This window comes from Leptolyngbya sp. 7M (assembly GCF_018128485.1).
Map to the genome: position 1 here is coordinate 853,948 of NZ_CP070897.1, position 15,467 is coordinate 869,414.

At 49.7% G+C, this 15,467-nt stretch carries 18 protein-coding genes; 10 read left to right on the forward strand and 8 right to left on the reverse strand.

The window, feature by feature from the left end; all coding sequences use genetic code 11:
• Positions 1–19: 19 nt before the first annotated feature.
• The 4 genes from JVX88_RS04020 to JVX88_RS04035 form a co-directional block, all read right to left on the reverse strand.
• Entirely contained in the window at positions 20–994 is a 975-nt protein-coding gene (locus JVX88_RS04020) for a deoxyhypusine synthase family protein (protein WP_211625969.1), read from the reverse strand.
• A gap of 83 nt (positions 995–1,077) precedes the next feature.
• Positions 1,078–2,037 carry a ribonucleotide-diphosphate reductase subunit beta gene (locus tag JVX88_RS04025; protein WP_211625971.1) on the reverse strand — a complete coding sequence of 320 codons (960 nt, stop codon included), beginning with the start codon at positions 2,035–2,037 and terminating at the stop codon, positions 1,078–1,080.
• A gap of 82 nt (positions 2,038–2,119) precedes the next feature.
• The gene (locus JVX88_RS04030; RefSeq protein WP_211625973.1) at positions 2,120–2,509 is read right to left on the reverse strand and encodes a hypothetical protein; all 390 of its coding nucleotides are present in this window, start codon (positions 2,507–2,509) and stop codon (positions 2,120–2,122) included.
• Positions 2,510–2,531: 22 nt separating this feature from the next.
• Positions 2,532–4,940, reverse strand: coding sequence for a ribonucleoside-diphosphate reductase subunit alpha (locus JVX88_RS04035; protein ID WP_211625975.1), 2,409 nt, complete (start codon positions 4,938–4,940; stop codon positions 2,532–2,534).
• 730 nt (positions 4,941–5,670) lie between these two features.
• Here JVX88_RS04035 and pyrE point away from each other — a divergent pair.
• The 6 genes from pyrE to JVX88_RS04065 are packed head-to-tail and all read left to right on the forward strand — an operon-like array spanning position 5,671 to position 9,555.
• Positions 5,671–6,264 (forward strand): orotate phosphoribosyltransferase, encoded by a 594-nt coding sequence (gene pyrE / locus JVX88_RS04040; protein WP_211625977.1) that lies wholly within the window; start codon positions 5,671–5,673, stop codon positions 6,262–6,264.
• Positions 6,261–7,124, forward strand: a complete 864-nt coding sequence (locus JVX88_RS04045) for a RimK family alpha-L-glutamate ligase (RefSeq protein WP_211625979.1) — start codon at positions 6,261–6,263, stop codon at positions 7,122–7,124. The genes pyrE and JVX88_RS04045 overlap by 4 nt, the downstream gene beginning before the upstream one ends.
• Positions 7,114–7,863: a tRNA pseudouridine(38-40) synthase TruA gene (gene truA, locus JVX88_RS04050; RefSeq protein ID WP_211625981.1), complete on the forward strand. Its 750-nt coding sequence runs from the start codon at positions 7,114–7,116 to the stop codon at positions 7,861–7,863. Before JVX88_RS04045 ends, truA begins: the two co-directional genes overlap by 11 nt.
• A 12-nt stretch (positions 7,864–7,875) precedes the next feature.
• Positions 7,876–8,187 (forward strand): DUF952 domain-containing protein, encoded by a 312-nt coding sequence (locus tag JVX88_RS04055; protein ID WP_211625982.1) that lies wholly within the window; start codon positions 7,876–7,878, stop codon positions 8,185–8,187.
• A 40-nt stretch (positions 8,188–8,227) separates the two neighbouring features.
• Positions 8,228–9,016, forward strand: a complete 789-nt coding sequence (locus JVX88_RS04060; RefSeq protein ID WP_211625984.1) for an isoprenyl transferase — start codon at positions 8,228–8,230, stop codon at positions 9,014–9,016.
• Entirely contained in the window at positions 9,013–9,555 is a 543-nt protein-coding gene (locus tag JVX88_RS04065) for a phosphatidate cytidylyltransferase (protein WP_211625987.1), read from the forward strand. The genes JVX88_RS04060 and JVX88_RS04065 overlap by 4 nt, the downstream gene beginning before the upstream one ends.
• An 18-nt stretch (positions 9,556–9,573) precedes the next feature.
• Here JVX88_RS04065 and JVX88_RS04070 read toward each other — a convergent pair whose 3' ends face one another.
• Positions 9,574–10,095, reverse strand: a complete 522-nt coding sequence (locus JVX88_RS04070; protein WP_211625989.1) for a MerR family transcriptional regulator — start codon at positions 10,093–10,095, stop codon at positions 9,574–9,576.
• Between the two features lie 83 nt (positions 10,096–10,178).
• Here JVX88_RS04070 and thiL point away from each other — a divergent pair, with 83 nt between their 5' ends.
• Both thiL and JVX88_RS04080 read left to right on the forward strand, forming a co-directional pair.
• The gene (gene thiL / locus JVX88_RS04075; RefSeq protein ID WP_211625990.1) at positions 10,179–11,135 is read left to right on the forward strand and encodes a thiamine-phosphate kinase; all 957 of its coding nucleotides are present in this window, start codon (positions 10,179–10,181) and stop codon (positions 11,133–11,135) included.
• Between the two features lie 188 nt (positions 11,136–11,323).
• Complete coding sequence (locus JVX88_RS04080; RefSeq protein ID WP_211625992.1) at positions 11,324–12,127, forward strand: hypothetical protein; 804 nt, start codon at positions 11,324–11,326, stop codon at positions 12,125–12,127.
• A gap of 7 nt (positions 12,128–12,134) precedes the next feature.
• On the opposite strand, the gene JVX88_RS04085 is transcribed toward JVX88_RS04080, so the two are convergent.
• The gene (locus JVX88_RS04085) at positions 12,135–12,536 is read right to left on the reverse strand and encodes a PH domain-containing protein (protein WP_211625994.1); all 402 of its coding nucleotides are present in this window, start codon (positions 12,534–12,536) and stop codon (positions 12,135–12,137) included.
• 96 nt (positions 12,537–12,632) lie between these two features.
• Positions 12,633–13,043 carry a hypothetical protein gene (locus JVX88_RS04090; protein WP_211625996.1) on the reverse strand — a complete coding sequence of 137 codons (411 nt, stop codon included), beginning with the start codon at positions 13,041–13,043 and terminating at the stop codon, positions 12,633–12,635.
• 314 nt (positions 13,044–13,357) lie between these two features.
• Between JVX88_RS04090 and JVX88_RS04095 the strand changes: the two genes are divergently transcribed.
• Together JVX88_RS04095 and JVX88_RS04100 are read left to right on the forward strand one after the other, a co-directional pair.
• Positions 13,358–13,897: an HNH endonuclease gene (locus tag JVX88_RS04095; protein ID WP_211625998.1), complete on the forward strand. Its 540-nt coding sequence runs from the start codon at positions 13,358–13,360 to the stop codon at positions 13,895–13,897.
• Positions 13,898–14,053: 156 nt separating this feature from the next.
• Positions 14,054–14,470 carry a hypothetical protein gene (locus JVX88_RS04100; RefSeq protein WP_211626000.1) on the forward strand — a complete coding sequence of 139 codons (417 nt, stop codon included), beginning with the start codon at positions 14,054–14,056 and terminating at the stop codon, positions 14,468–14,470.
• A 2-nt stretch (positions 14,471–14,472) separates the two neighbouring features.
• On the opposite strand, the gene JVX88_RS04105 is transcribed toward JVX88_RS04100, so the two are convergent.
• Positions 14,473–15,417 (reverse strand): helix-turn-helix domain-containing GNAT family N-acetyltransferase, encoded by a 945-nt coding sequence (locus JVX88_RS04105; RefSeq protein ID WP_211626002.1) that lies wholly within the window; start codon positions 15,415–15,417, stop codon positions 14,473–14,475.
• Positions 15,418–15,467 lie beyond the last annotated feature (50 nt).

Genomic DNA, 15,467 nt, shown 5'->3' on the forward strand with positions numbered 1-15,467 from the left:
ATTAAATTTGCATACATAATTACCGCCCCAAAATATAAGCAAACATCAGCGGGGCGACAATCGAGGCGTCGGATTCGACGATGAATTTGGGTGTTGAGGCTTCGAGTTTGCCCCAGGTTATTTTTTCGTTGGGGACGGCGCCGGAGTAGCTGCCGTAAGACGTTGTCGAATCTGAGATCTGGCAGAAGTAGCCCCAGACGGGCACGTTCTCGCGCTGCAGGTCCTGGTGGAGCATGGGCACGACGCAGATCGGGAAATCGCCCGCGATACCGCCGCCGATCTGGAAAAATCCGATCGAGGCGTCTGCCGATTCGCGGGTGTACCAATCGGCGAGCATCGTCATGTACTCGATGCCGGTGCGCACCGTGTGGACGTTCTCGACGTCGCCGGTGATGACGTGGCCGGCGTACATATTGCCCATCGTCGAATCTTCCCAGCCGGGCACGACCATTGGCAGATTTTTCTCCGCCGCGGCGTACATCCAACTGTCTTTCACATCGATCTGGTAATACTCCTCGAGCGAGCCGTTACGCAGCACCTGATACATGAATTCGTGCGGGAAATAACGCTGTCCCTCGGCCTCGGCACGCGTCCAGACCTCGACCATCGCTTTCTCGAGCCGCCGCATCGCCTCGTGTTCCGGAATGCACGTATCGGTGACGCGGTTCATATGCCGTTCGAGCAACGCCTGCTCGTCCTCGGGCGTCAGATCGCGGTAATGCGGCACGCGTTCGTAAAAATCGTGAGCGACGAGATTGAACAGATCTTCCTCGAGGTTCGCGCCCGTACAAGAAATGATATGCACCTTGTCCTGCCGGATCATCTCCGCGAGTGAAAGCCCGAGCTCCGCCGTGGACATCGCACCCGCGAGGGTGATCATCATCTTTCCGCCGGCTTCAACGTGCCGCTTGTACGCCTCCGCCGCGTCAACGAGCGCCGCCGCATTAAAGTGCCGATAGTGATGCTTTATGAATTCAGTGATCTGTCCGTTCATATGTATTTCGCCCGCAAAAGAAAAACGCGAATAGGCAATTATACCTATTCGCGTCGTTTTCGTGCATTTCGCGGGCTGTTCGTTCAAAACGCTTCGCTGAAGCTGACCTCGCCGGCGACGGCGACCTGGTAGGCAGCGACGCGGCGTTCGAAGAAGTTCGTGAGTTCCTGAACATCCTGCAGGTCCATGAACGAGAACGGGTTCTTTGCTTTGTAAACCTTCGGGATGCCAAGCATGGCGAGCCGTTGGTCGGCGATGAATTCGAGATATTGCTTCATATCCGCGACCGAAAGGCCGGCGACGCCGCCAGAAAGAATGTCCTCGGCAAACTGTATCTCGCACTCGACCGCTTCATCAAGCATCATTGCGACCTGGCGTTCCATCTCAGAATCGAAAAGGTCCGGTTCTTCCGAACGAACCTTCTTGACCACCTCAAAGGCAAAGTTCATATGTGCGGACTCATCGCGAAAGACCCAGTTCGTACCCGACGCAAGCCCATGCAGCAGGCCCTTTGACCGCAGAAAATAAACATAAGCGAACGCCGCAAAGAAAAAGAGTCCCTCAATGCACGCCGCAAAACAGATCAGATTGAGCAGAAACTTGCGACGGTCCTCTTTCGTTTCGAGCGTGTGCAGATCATTGATCGAATCGATCCACTTCAGGCAGAACTCGCCCTTTTTGCGGATAGAGGGAATGTTTTCGATCGCGGCAAAGGCAGCTTCGCGTTCCTTGTGCTCCGGAATGTAGGTGTCAAGCAGCGTCAGATAGAACTGCACGTGCAATGCCTCTTCATAAAGCTGCCTTGAGAGGTACATCCGCGCCTCAGGAGCATTGATGTGCTTATATAGATTCAGCACCAGGTTGTTCGCGACGATCGAGTCGCCTGTCGCAAAAAAAGCAACCAGCCGGTTGATCAGGTGCCGTTCGGCCGGCGTCATCTTCGCACGCAGATCGGTCACGTCCATCGAGAAATCGACTTCCTCGACCGTCCAAGTGTTCTTGATGGCGTTCCGGTACATCTCATAGAAGTCCGGGTATTTCATCGGCCGAAGTGTGAGGTTAAATCCTGGATCTAACAGCATATTTTCCCCTTCAAATGAACATTCGTATATGTTAGGGCTGGGTTTATTTGACCGGTGCGGTCGTTATGAAGCCCTTGTTTATCTTTATCTGGTCCGCATTGGCGATAGGTGCATAAAGAGCTTTGCCGTTCGAACTATCTATCCTGAATTGCTCAAAGGTATAGTTCGAGGCTGAAAGCTTATGTGTATGTCCGTCAAACGACGTCTTTAAGCCGGTCAGTGATTTATCCAAGCCGCTTACGACCAGTTTTGAACCCGCCATCTCTTTCTGGAGTTGATCGACCTTTTTTTCTAATTCCTGCACGCGGGAAAGTAAAGCGTCATTGCCCGCAGGTGCCGCTGCACGCTGGGCCTGCGACGTAAAGGAAGTTGAGACAAGGGCGGTTATCGCTACCGCCAAGCATAGTACGAGCGTAAAGAGCAGATTCCTCATCTTTTTGACCTCCGTTTTCGAATTACTGACAAGCTTCGCACGCCTCAGGGTTTTCGAGCGAACATGCCAGAGCCTCCGCATCTGTATATTCTTTTTTCATTTCAGCCGGCACGAGATCCGAGACCTTGTAATCGGCAGTCACCTGATTGATCTTTGTTGCGGGCCGCGAACGCAGATAATAGGTCGTCTTCAAACCTTTCTGCCAGCAATACATATACATCGACGAGAGCTTGCCGATCGAAGGGCTTTCCATAAATAGATTCAGCGAGCCGGATTGATCGATAAACGCACCGCGGTCGGCCATCATATCAATGAGCGAACGCATAGGTATCTCCCACGCCGTGCGGTAAATTGCACGCAGCTCCTCTGGGATCTCGCTGATGCCCTGTATCGAGCCCTCCCCGAGCTTTATCTTTTGGCGGATCTCTTCCGTCCACAGCCCGGCGGCCTTCAGCTCATTTACCAGATATTTATTGACCTGTATGAAATCGCCGCTTAGCGTTTCGCGTTTGAACAAGTTCGAAACCTGCGGCTCGATACATTCATAAGAGCCGGCGATCGCAGCGATCGTCGCGGTCGGAGCAATTGCGATCATCAGCGAATTCCGGAGACCGTTCGCTTTTATCTTTTCGCGAAGCGCATCCCAGCGTTCGGTGTCCTCGGGAACAACACCCCAAAGATCGAATTGCAAAATACCTTGGGCGGCTCGTGTTTCCGGAAATGCCGGGTGGGCTCCTTTTTGACGGGCAAGGTCGCAAGAGGCATCAAGAGCCGCATAGTAGATCTCTTCTTGGATCTTTGCAGATATCTTCCGTGCCGGTTCGGAGTCGAACGGCAGCTGCATTTGAAAGAACACATCCTGCAGTCCCATTACGCCGAGCCCGATATTGCGCCAACGCATATTAGAATCTTTCGTGCTCGGTATGGCATAGAAGTTCAGATCTATTACGCGGTCAAGCTGCCGCACAGCGAGACGGACATTGTGCCGCAGCCGTTCGAAATCAAATTCTGCATCGCTGACGTATCGGGCGAGATTTACCGACCCCAGATTACAGACCGCGGTCTCATTTTCGCTTGTAACCTCAACGATCTCCGTACAGAGATTAGAAAGATGGATCACATTGCCGGCGTTTGCCGTTTGATTGGATTTTTTATTGCAGGCGTCCTTGAACGTCATCCAGCCGTTGCCGGTTTGAGCAAGCGTTCGCATCATCTTGGCGTAAAGCTCGCGAGCCTTTACCTGCGACTTGAAAAGTCCCTCAGCTTCGGCTTTCAAATATTCTCGCTCAAATTCTTCGCCGTAGATATCAGGAAAATGCGGCACGACCTTCGGATCGAACAGCGACCACATCTCATCCGCCTCGACACGACGCATAAAAATATCAGGGATCCAGTTGGCAATGTTTAGATTGTGGGTCCTTCGAGCCTCATCGCCGGTGTTGTCGCGGAGCTCAAGGAAATCTTCGATGTCAGCGTGCCATGTTTCAAGGTAAACACAGGCGGCGCCCTTTCGTTTGCCACCTTGATTTACGGCAGCTACCGATGAATCAAGCGTTTTCAGCCACGGAACGATGCCGTTCGAATGGCCGTTAGTTCCGCGGATAAGTGAACCCTGTGCACGAACGCGGTGATATGCGATACCGATGCCGCCGGAGAACTTCGAAAGCATCGCAACATCAGAATATTTCTTGTAGATACTCTCAAGACTGTCCTGCGGACTATCAAGCAAAAAGCAAGAAGAAAGCTGTTCGTGCTTTGTGCCGGAATTGAACAGAGTCGGTGTCGACGGAATATACTCCAGCGATGAGAAAAGATTGTAAAGCTCGATCGCCTCTTGCGGCGTTTCGGAGAGGCCGCAGGCTACGCGCATCCAGAAGAACTGCGGGGTCTCGATAACATCTCGCGTTACCGGATTCTTCAGTAGATAACGATCGTAGAGTGTGCGTAGGCCAAAAAATTCGAACAGATCGTTGCGGGTCTGGTCTATCGCGTCATTTAGCTTGCGGCTATTCTCCGAAACGAAATTGACGACACGTGGGGCGATGAGCCCTTCGCGTACGCCAAATGCGATCGATTGCGAAAATGAATGGATCTCCTGATTGCGGACCTCTTTTTCAATATATTGATTCAAAAGCCGAGCAGCTAACTTTGAATATTCGGGCTCTTCAAAAATCAGGCTTGCGGCAGTCTGAATGGAAAGCTTGTCAAGTTCCTTTGTCGTCGCTCCATCGTAAAGTCCGCTGATCGTCTTGGTCGCAATCCGCATGCTGTCAACATTCGGAAGTCCCGGGCAGCAGCGTGAGATCGCTCGCACGATCTTATTGATATCGACCGGCTCATGCGATCCATTGCGTTTGGTCACACGCATCTGCGTTTGTGCGGTCTCTTCTCTTCGGGCTGCGGCGGTTGAGGTTCCGGTAAGCATTTCCATGGTAAAAAAATCTCCCAAACTGATTAAGTGTGGATTTTTGAGGCCAAGAATCCCTTGAGCCCTATTGTCGTCTTTTGACGGCCAGCCGGCTCTGTTCCGCAATCCCGCCGTAAAGTTGCGGCGGGATCTATTGCGTGTGGATTTTTATGGGTTAGTTCGGGCCTTGAGCTAAGGCTTTCTTCCTAGTAACGAGCGTTCCTTCATGCACCAGATATTGTATGCAAGCCGCATTCGTTTTCGTTCCCCATTACTTCTTCGGGGCAATTAAGGCGTTTTGCCTTCGAAAAACTTTTCAATCCCAAAATCCTGTGCGCGTCCTAAGTGGATATAGACTATATTGTGTGCGAAGCGATTTGTCAACACTAAATCTAGTGGTTTTATGTTAAATTTATAACTGTTTTTACCACAACATTTAACGCGCCGCGTGTAACGTAACTTATTAACGAATGCATGTCTTTTCGTAAGTATTTGTTAACACAATATGTTGTGGTAGGCTAATGCGGCAACACCTATCGATTTTTATCCTCGGTCAAGGGGTCCGAATGCGGATCGGCCGGCGGTTGACCAGCCATAAATGTTTCATGTCAGAAGAAGCTGGGCGAAATATGTGTGCACTCAGATTACGCCATGTGTTCGAATGTTGAAGCAACAATGACAACAACTGACGCGATCGATTCGCACTTTCTAAGAAACATTTGGCATAATCCTACTTTCGATCCGCCATTCACGTATGACCGATCACCCAATGACACACGACCAGATCTTGGAGCATTTTAGGAGTGCAGGTGCATTGCTCGAAGGCCATTTTCTGCTTTCAAGCGGGCTGCACAGCCGAAGCTATCTTCAATGTGCACTTGCTTTACAGTTTCCCGCAGATGCGATGAGGTTCGGCCGAATGATCGCCGCGAAGTATCTGGATGACAACATTGAAACGGTCGCCTCGCCGGCGATCGGCGGCCTTATTATCGGTTATTCGGTTGCTGCGGCATTGAATATAAGATTTCTTTGGACTGAAAGGCAGGAAGGGGAAATGACCCTCCGTCGTGGTTTCACGCTAAAACCCGGCGAACGGATCTTGGTAGTAGAAGACGTCATAACGACGGGCGGCTCAACGCGGGAATGTATTGCGGCATTGAAAGGAGGTGGAGGTAATGTGGTTGCAGCCGCCTCGATAATTGATCGTTCGAACGGTGTCGCAGACGTCGGCGTTCCTCGAACGGCACTGGTCGAGCTCGATGTGCCGACCTATACCGAAGAGCAGTGTCCGATGTGCTACGCAGGCGACAGCCCTTACAAACCCGGGAGCCGTACGGCCGCAAGATGAAAAGACGCTGCTGTTTCCTTTCAATGGACGATCTGGCAGGTTATGTCAGCGATGATGAACTTGCGATCAACCCCCTCAATGATCTCGGATGGGAGGTGTCAACGATCTCTTGGCGCGATCCGACAGTTGGCTGGAGTCAGTTTGAAGCAGTAATTGTAAGGACGCCGTGGGATTACCAGGAACAGCCTGAAGAATTCTTACGCGTATTGCGGCTCATCGAAGACTCTTCCGCAAGACTCGAGAATCCCATTTCGATAATTGAATGGAATCTCGATAAAAAGTATTTACGTGATATTGAGCATAGAGGTGTTCGGATAGTGCCGACCATCTGGAGTGACGATTTAGTTTCTGCAGAGCGGTTTGTTGAATGGAAGCGAAAGCTTGCCTCAGATGAGCTAATAATAAAACCGACGATCAGCGCAACAGCAAAAGATACGTTCCGACTGGCAGAGTTTGATGAACACTTGATCGACTTGTTCGAGGCACGCAGTTTTATGGTTCAGCCTTTTGTTCGGCAGGTCATCGAAGAGGGCGAATTTTCGCTTTTTTATTTCAACGGCATCTACAGCCACACTATTCTGAAATCTCCCAGGAAAGGTGATTTTCGGGTTCAGGAAGAGCACGGTGGCCTGATATCTGCATTCAACCCGGAACCGAAAATGCTTAGAGCCGCAGAGATGATCAACGCGCTGATCAACCCAACTCCGCTCTATTCGCGAATAGATCTTGTCCGATGTGATGACGGCGGATTCGCATTGATGGAACTTGAGCTGATCGAACCAGCACTATATTTCCGGATGGACGAACGTTCACCCTATCTTTTCGCGCAAGAGTTTGACCGACGAATGAATGAACTATAAGCTCCTGATCCAATACGACGGTACGGATTTTCACGGTTGGCAGGTGCAGGCCGGCGATCGGACGATCCAGGGTGAGCTCGAACGCGTAATAGGGACGCTTGATAACGGTCCGGTCAAAGTCTTTGGGTCTGGGCGGACCGATGCCGGCGTTCACGCTGAGGGCCAGGTCGCAAGCGTTCAGATGCGGAAGACCTTCGAACCCGACCAACTTAAGAAGGCAATAAACGGAAATCTTTGGCGAGATATTCGGGTTATGAATGTTGAACGCGTACCGGACGACTTCCATGCCAGATTTTCGGCGATCAGTAAGACTTACGTCTATCGGATCATGAATGCCCCGGTGATGTCGCCGTTCTGGCGCCGTTTTGCTCATCATGAGGGGAAACCGCTGGATATTGCCGCGATGACCTTGGCCTCAAGATCAATGCTTGGTGAACACGACTGGACGGCATTCGCGTCTGCACAGGCTGACGGCGATAATCGGGTCAGAAATATTACCGAGATAGCGATCGATTCATACTGGGACGAACGGGCCAACGGGATGATGATAGAAATGCGCTTCACGGCCAATGGTTTTTTGCGTTATATGGTGCGTTCGCTTGCCGGAACATTGATCGAGGTAGGGCAGGGGAAAATGGATTCTGATACAATTCAAACTGCTATCGTCAGCGGTGACAGAACCCTTGTCGGAAAGACGGCTCCGGCACACGGACTCACATTGGCAAAAGTTTATTATTGACCGCTTAACCTAATGCTGGTGTATCACATTGTCTTGAAGGAAGATTTGGAGCGCCAGCTTGGAGCTCCGTCCTTTGTTGCTGGGAGTCTTGAAACTGAGGGCTTTATCCATTGCAGTTTTCAAGATCAGATCGATGCTGTGCTTCGGCGGTATTTCAACGGATATGCGAAGGTTATGGTCCTGACCATCGAGACGGATCATTTAACATCGAGGCTCATTGAAGAACCCTCAACCGGTGGCGAGATCTATCCGCACATCTATGGGCCCATAGATAGAGCGGCTATAGTCTCTGTAGAAGAACGGCGGCTTATTGCTTCACGATAGCGATAAAGAAAGAGCGAACTGCCTATTACTCTGTTTCAGTATGCATCCGAACTTTGAAGGCAAGATCGATCCCAGAACACGTGAAGCCAAGCTGCTGGCGTCGATCGATCTTAAACGCCTTCCGCGGCACATCGCCGTGATAATGGATGGAAACGGACGATGGGCAAAGATGCGCGGCCGTCCGCGTATTTTTGGGCACAGGGCCGGGGCGGAATCGGTCCGTTCGATCCTAGACACCTGTACACGGCTTGAGATCGAGGCGGTAACACTTTACGCGTTCTCCACTGAAAATTGGAAGCGGCCCAGATCGGAGGTATCGGGGCTTATGTCGATGCTCAAGAAGTACATTCGCAGCGAACTCCGTGAGGTGAAAGCTCATAATATCCGCTTTCAGGCTATCGGAAATATAAGCGGCTTGGCCGCGGACGTTCAGAAAGAGATACAGTGGGCAACTGAACAAACCGCAGGGAATTCAGGTACGGTTTTGAGCGTCGCGTTGAATTATGGCGGTCGGCTTGAGTTGGTAGAGGCAGCGAAGAACGCAGCGGCACAGCTGGTCGCGTCTGGGAGAGGTCTAGACCAGCTTTCCGAAGAGGACATCGAACGCAATCTCTACACCAAGGGCCTGCCGGACGTAGATCTTCTGATACGTACAAGCGGCGAGATGCGAATCTCGAATTTCCTGCTGTGGCAGATCGCCTATTCCGAGATCTACGTTACGCCGACCCTGTTCCCAGATTTCCGAAGGTCTGAGATCTTTGAGGCAATAATTGACTTCCAAAAGCGAGACAGACGTTACGGCGGCCTGAAGGAGGCAGCGAATAAATGAAGACACGCCTTCTGACCGCGGCCGTTGCCCTCCCTATCTTGCTCGGTTCAATAATACTCCCGCTCTGGATACCTGAAAGTATCTGGCTTTTTGTGTTTATCGCGGTATTGGCAATTGCTGCCGGTTTGTTCGAGTTCTATTCACTCACCAAGAAACTAGAGTTGAAAGCCGATGCTTCGGTTGGATACCTTGGAGCGACGGCACTGCTGGTCGCCTTTATTTTTGACGCTCCATCAAAGGCTCCTGATCTTTTGATGATTGCGATGGCATTGTTTATTGCTGCGGTGCTTGTAACGCAAACTTTTCGTTTTCAAAAGGACTTCACAAAAATGCTCACCGGGATAGGGGTAACCATTCTGGGAGTTTTTTATCTTTCCTTCCTTGGAGGGTTTCTGATAGCAACGCGTGTTGGCTTTGAACATGCTCCGGGCGTTTCGAGCAAATTGCTCCTGTTCTTCCTCGTAGTATTGTTCGGCTCAGATTCCGGAGCTTACTTCAGCGGAAAGGCTTTTGGTAAGCACAAATTGGCCCCAAATTAGACGGGAGACTTCGGGTTGTCAACCTTGATCTTGCGGTCGATCCCACCCATTGCCGCTCTGGCGTCCGCGGCGGAGCATTTCCCGTAATTCGAGGAGATGATCAGCGAGTTTCTGCAAGGCTTCAATTTGTTCTGTATCAAGTTGACGTCCGGCTCGGACGGTCCTAGAGATCTCATCGAGCGAGACGTCATCATCAAATAGCCCCGGAGATTCTATTTCAAGGTTCTCTAGTTCCGCTTCCTCAGGTTCCGGGCGAACTATCTTAAGTTTCGGTGCCTCAGAACGCATTTCCGCCTGCAGCTTTTTACGTGCGCCGGCAATAGTGTAGAGGTCATCATAGAGAAGCTCTTTGATCCTGAGCGATATCTCAACGTCTTTACGACGATAGCTCCGCTGACCGCTGCGATTCTTTTGCGGAGACAGTTGCGGAAACTCAGTCTCCCAATATCGGAGAACGTGAGCCTGAACGCCGACGATCTCACAAACTTCGCCGATCTTGAAATATAGCTTCTCCGGAATTGCGACAGCGGCCTGCCCCATTTCTGCCTCTCATTAAAGTGGATTGTGGTGTTACCCGAGCTATTCTATGTAATAATTCAACTTGTGTCAATATACTTAAAGTAATGAATGAATTTGAGTTCATCAACCGCATTAAGAAAAGCCACAGACTCGGCAAGATCGGAGACGACTGCGCAGTGTTGCCGATGAACGAACAGTTCGATCTTCTCTTAACTGCGGACATGCTCGTCGAAGATATTGACTTCCGAATAGAATGGACCAGGCCTGAATTTTTAGGACATAAAGCACTTGCCGTGTCCATCTCAGACGTAGTTGCAATGGGCGGTGCTCCAACGTTTTCTGTGCTTTCGATCGGTGTTCCAGAAAAACTTTGGAAAAATTCCTTTTTAGAAAGCTTTTACGCCGGCTGGCACATGCTTGCAAAGCAGGTCGGAGTCGAACTCGTTGGCGGCGACGTTTCACGAACCCCGGAAAGGCTTGTTATAGATTCGGTCGTTCTTGGCAAGGTCGAGAAAGAATCTGCGGTGTTACGAAGCGGTGCCAAACCCGGCGATAAGATATTTGTTTCCGGTTCGCTGGGCGGGGCTGCCGGTGGATTAAAACTGCTGGAAACAGGCCTTCGCCCTGGAATGGCCAACGCGGGGTGGCAAGAAAAGCTGATGAAGCGCCAGCTTTCCCCGTTTGTGAGAGTTGGTCTTCTTGCACGAATTCGAGAGCTACAGGCAACCTCAATGATCGATATAAGTGATGGGCTTTCATCAGATCTGGCGCATATATGCAGATCAAGCGGTGTAGGCGCGATCTTGTTTGCTGATAAGATCCCCGTTGCTCCGGAACTTGACCATCTACCCGGCACGACTGAGGATCATCTTGAATTAGCCTTACACGGAGGTGAGGATCTCGAATTGCTCTTTACCTCTGGGGCGAACGAAGAAATGATCGAAGCCTCCGATCGATTTACCTGTATCGGCGAGATCACCGAAGAACCTGAAGTGATAAAGATCCTGCGTTCGGGCAGGATAGAAACTTTGGGACCCAAGGGGTTTCTGCATTACGATTGATGCCAGACCTAACTCTGGTCACGACCGAGCCGGCTTAAACACAGTTCTCCACGCACTTAGATCACGGAATGCGAGTAAAAAAATTTAGATGCATACAATGCGGTGGACCAAAGATAAACCCGTATTCGACGCCGTATATAATGTGCGATTTTTGTGGATCGTTCACTGACATTGATTTTGCAATTGGTATGGAGACCTGGGCTGCGGATCACCAAAAGACGATGCACTACCAAGCGCGAAAGTTCGACCTCATGCAAAAGTCACAGGCGGCATTAGCTCTCGGAGACCGCCAAAAATATTACGAATTTCAACGGGAATTCTGGGACATATATTATCGAACCTTTCCGCCCTATCTACCTCCGACGATAGATACGCCTGAAAAATATGATCTTTACCTTGAGGTGTGCGCCGTCTCCAGTGTTGATTCTGGTTTCGATCCGAAGTGGCAAAAGTATGGATTGCATCAGCAGCAACTCCAGAATAGCCTGCGATATGTGAGTATAAACGGCCAGACCAAGGTCGAAACAATAAGCTTTTTCGCCCTCGCCGAGTTCTTCATACGAATAACACGCGAAGGGATGCGTGCATTTTATGAAGACCCTCGCTACACAGTGATGCACGAACTTTTACCTGAACCTGTGCATTTCAAGATGAAAACCTCGATGTTCGTACAGGCTTGGCTTCCTTACCTGTCAGATCAGGACGCTGATAGGCTTCTTAAGATGCTTGGATTTTCGAATGAATTCGAAGAGATAGAACGCCCTCCGGGCATAACTATCGATTGCGAGATATGCCAGGCAAAGCTTTTTGCTCCGGATGGAGCTTACAAGATATTCTGCGAAAGATGTCGAAAGACCTCTCGCGTCCGCTCACAATTCTTTTGTATGTCTTGCGGCTCGCCGAACGACGTTTCCGAGAATCCGGCAAAACCCATCGTATGCTCGATGTGTGGAATTGCGAATCGCATAGTTCATCCTTATTTCGGCCGTTGAGACCGCTTCAGCTTGTAGCCTTTATATCGGCGATAAGCTCATCCTTATCTTCGGGTGAGATCATTATCGCTTTACCGTTCGTGTATTCGATACGGACGCGATCTAGCGAAAGTGCCGGACTCGATAATGGGTTATTAGTAAGGGTGATACTGTGCATCTCGTCAACCGGCACCCGCCACCTGAACGGCCCGCTTTTAATGGTCAGGATCTTTCCATCCAAAACGTAATGAGTGCCGCACAAGATCCAAATGATGAAAAGGCTGAAAAATATTGTGATCGCGGCAGACCAAAGATAACGCCAACCACCAGCAGCGATGGCCGAAACCGTCGCGGCAACTGAGATAAGAATGCCTGAGCCTAGTATAACCTTCAGCCACCCATCAACTTTTGACCGATATATCTTTGTCATCGCAAACTTATACCAAGATGCACTGCATATCGGAAACTCTTAAGTTAAAGCAGTGTCGCTGTTGCGGAAAGTAATGCTCTAGGTAGCTAGACGCATTCAAGACCTTTTTCCGGCTTTGGCGAGACGTCCGCCGAGCCAAGCCATCGGAATGTACGCAAAGATCAGATCCAGCGCGTTGTACCACATCGGAGCTCCAAGCATTGATGCCGCGGCGATCCCGCCTAACAGAAAAAAGCAGCCGACCACCATCCCAACTAACATCTTTCGTTCCACAGCGATCATCGCGGCTGTCAATGCCCCAACAAGCGTGCCGATCGAATGAGCTAAGAACGGAAAAATAAAATGTTTGGCTTCGAATCGTGACATTGCGGCCCGGAGACCTTCCATGGTCTCCACATTCACGCCTTCGGGCGGCGGCACCACCATCGGGCCGACCATTACCAGAGCCATGTTAACAACGCTGCCGATAATGATCCCGACAATAACCGCAAGAATGTTTCTTAACATATTAAGTCTCCTGCATTTGAGCTAACGGATACTCAAAACCTGCCTTAATAGGTTTTTCGATAAGAGCGTGCAATTTATACACTCAAACAAGTTTCTGTGCAAATGCGGCAAAAGCAGGGCACTCAAATATATGGATCTGATAACTACATCAATATATGGCGTTAAATTTTGCTTAACGTCAATATATTGTGCTTGCCTAAACTACTGCTTTGATATTACATTACACGTTAGAGGCAGAGTTTCGTAGATTCTTTGATCCATTGTCCGAATATCGAAAGGAGGAGTAACGCTTGCTATCAGGAAGGGTATTGCTTTTGAACTTTTCTTACGAGCCGCTCGGTACGGTCGGTGTCGCGCGCTCTGTATGCCTTTATTTTCGCGGCGCGGTCTTCATCGAAGAATATGACGGGGACAATGTGCTTCGCTCCCCTTCAACAAGTTTTCGCGTGCCATCAGTAATTCGTCTGCGACATTACATAAATGTCCGCCGCAACCGTCGGGAGACGACGATGAAGCGTGCTCGAGTTTATATTCGCGACCGTTATCGCTGCCAGTATTGCGGCGAACACAAGCATGCAAAAGACCTAACGCTCGACCACATTCTGCCCCGTGCTCAGGGCGGCGAGAGCACTCCCGCAAATCTGGTTACGGCGTGTGTCAAATGCAACCAGAGAAAGGGCAACCGAACTCCGGAACAGGCCCGAATGCCTTTACTTACCTCGCAGAAGCTCCTTCGGCTTGGTCTCGATCATGTTTTGCTTTGTCATTACGCAGAATCACGTCCGGAGTGGAAGAAATACCTGTTCATTGATGACCACGTTGACGAGGAACAGATCGTCCGGGTTGCAGCCTGATCGTTCTTTAGGCTAAACTTTATCTTTATGGCGGCTGGTCAATGATGACCAGCCGCTTTCGTCATTGGACGGGTTTCCTGCTCGTGCGGGACTTCCGGTGGATAATGGAGCGGATCGGGTATTTTCCCGTTCCGTTTTTTGATTGCGTGAATAACTATGTCAAGAACATACAATACGATCGAAGAAATTGAAGAACTTGTGCGTTCGTTCGAGGAGGCAACTATCGAACGGGATAAATGGAAGCACGCCGAACATCTCGTCGTGGCTTTATATTATGTCGAAAAATACGGCCTCGTAACCGCAACGGAAAAAATGAAAAATGGCATCCTGAATCTGCTTAAGAACGGATTTGGCCTCGACCTTTCAAAGGAAATGCCCTATCACGAAACCCTAACAATATTTTGGATGCGAACCGTGGCAGATTTTAATACCTCAAGACCCGATATTCCCCTTCCGGCAAGGGCCTATGAACTCCACACAAATTATCATAAAGACCTTCCCCTTAGACACTACACACCGGAACGTCTATTCTCTGATGAGGCCCGATATCGGTTTATCGACGGAGACATTTAACTTCATTGATCCTCGATCGACTCTAGATCCAACTCCCAAGTTTCAGCAACTAGATCATGACCAAAGCTATTGTGTGGTTCGCTGTTGATCAGCTTATATCCTTCTTTGGTATAGATATGGCGTGCGGCCAACAAAGTGCTCTGAGTCCAAAGTGTGATCTTTTTGTATCCGGCCGAACGTGCAAATCTTGTACATTCATTTACTAGTCGCCTGCCAATGCCAAGACCGCGTGCCTTTGGATCAACTATCAACAGTCGCAACTTTGCCGTCTCTTGATCCCTCTTCACTAGAAATACACTTCCAACATTTTCTCCATTCTTTTCTGCGATCCAGCATCGTTCTCGAACCGGATCGAAATTCTTGATAAAATCGGCAACTATTTCCGCGACAAGGCCTTCGTAAGTTTCATCCCAGCCATATTCTTTTTTGTATAATTCACCATTAAACTGAATCACCCAACCGTAGTCGCCCGCCTGAGGCTGCCTTATCAGATAGGAATTTATTTCCTCCCTGTCCCGTGTCAGCAACCTCTCGATCAAATGCATTGCGCCGATCAATCTTCTTTGTTCCGAAGGCAAGAGAGTGTCCAGCAGGTCCTTGATTTGTGATTCCGATGCCGAATTGATGATCTCGAATTCCTTTCTGCCTTTTGACGTTAGACCCAAATGAACATTTCGCCGGTCTGATTCATCTCGTTTTTTTGATAGCAGGCCCTTTTTTTGAAAACCGGTGATTATACGGCTCAATTGCCCTGCGTCCATTTCGAGTTCCCGACTCAGTTCTGTTGTCGTGGGGGCATCTCTGTTCGCGAGCTCCCATAAAACCCTTGCTTCTGTTAGCGACAGCGAGGCTGAGTAAGTATGCTCCTTCAAGAAACCAAACTGCTTGGTGAAGAATCTGTTGAATTTTCTTATCTTTTCAACGTTAGAAGAGTTTTTATGCATCATATTATTTGTCATTATCAATGATATTGTTGACTATATCAAATATATGATAA